Annotated in this window: 1 protein-coding gene; it reads left to right on the top strand. The window is 46.9% G+C overall.

Translation table 11 applies throughout. The annotated features are described in order from the left end of the window. Window positions 1-172: 172 nt before the first annotated feature. On the top strand, window positions 173-1,453 hold a 1,281-nt coding region (locus Q0294_RS12970), incomplete at its 3' end, for a PDZ domain-containing protein (protein WP_299465914.1).

Genomic DNA, 1,453 nt, shown 5'->3' with positions numbered 1-1,453 from the left:
CTTTGACCAGGCATTGAATGCGCAGTGTGCTTAATAAACTGAAGTAGCGAAGTAGAACGGGGCATAATATGTGAGCCGTTAAATGTATTTTCTTAGTATCCGTTAAGCCATCATAGAGGAAGTTGATAGGCCGGACTTAATAGTCGCCAGGCGACTTATCTTGGAGGGGATCATGAACCGATCACAATTTAATCACAGTCAAAAAGAAACCATTAATTCCGCTCGTCTCCTGGTATGGGGAATGGTCATACTGATGACCGCCGTTTTCTTGACCGGATGTACTACTCTTTCCCAAGCTGCGGAGTACGATGCTTACCGCCCGGATTTTTATCGTCCCGATAACAGTCGAACTTTCGATAATAATTCGGATCATACGATTGAAGATCTTCTGCCACCGTCCTATTTCAGAGGTGACCAGTATCAAAGTCGCCGTCCCATCAATGATGGCTTCGGATCTGAAGATTTTGAATCAAAATTGAAAAGATTATTGTCCGAGAGAGATCAACAGTATGATCGTGTTCGTGATCGAAATGAAAACGATCCCAGAGATAGACGAGATTTTTCCCCAAGGCGTCAGCCGCGTGGTTCTTTTGAAGACAATTACGACGATCAGAAATTAAGAGAACTGATCCAGGAACTGCGTCAGAGGTCTTTACCACAGTATGATCGTGATCGCTACGAAACGAGATTTCCCAATCAAACTCCGATCGACCCAAATCAGGCAGTCAGAAACAAACTGTCTCAACGTTACGCCAGTCCTTCGGTTCTCGGAACTCTGCAGAATCTTGATCCTCAAAGAGCTTATGCATTCTATCTGGAAGTAAACCGGATGATTGACTCACGCCATGTGCAACCACCTTCCTATGATGTGCGAACTAAGAAGGCTTTGCAAAACCTGATTTTTGCCGTGGAGAACCAGGCATTTCTGAGTACCCAACGTATTTCAGCATCACCTGAACGAATTAGAATGGTACAGCAAAGCTGGCAGCAATTGATGGATCAGAATCCTGCTCGCAATTCCCAGGAAGCAGTGACCGTTTTGCGTCAGGCAGCGGATATTGCAGGCAGCCAGCTCCAAATGCCGGCGACTGGTGTGATTTACGAGTTCGCTTATGGTTCGCTGGATGCGCTCGATAAACACTCGCGATTTGAATTCACACCCAGTGTGTCAGGGCCTCGCGTCGATGCGGGAGACAGTAATATTGTGGGTGTTGGGGTACAACTCAAGACGCATCGTGAAGGAGCTGTCATCTTACGTACGCTGAATGGGGGTTCTGCACAGAAAGCAGGGCTTCAGCGTGGAGACATTATTGTAGGGGCCAATCAACGAACGTTAGCCGGTCTTTCTCTGGATGATGTTGCCAACTTGATTACGGGCCCTGCAGGTTCAACAATTTCTCTCGAAGTGCGCAGGGGAAACCAGAATGCAAAGGTCAATCTGAGTCGTCAATCG

The organism is uncultured Gimesia sp., assembly GCF_937919775.1.
Lineage (GTDB): Bacteria > Planctomycetota > Planctomycetia > Planctomycetales > Planctomycetaceae > Gimesia.
Note: the sequence above shows the minus strand (reverse complement) of the source record. Positions and strands in the feature narration are given on the sequence as shown.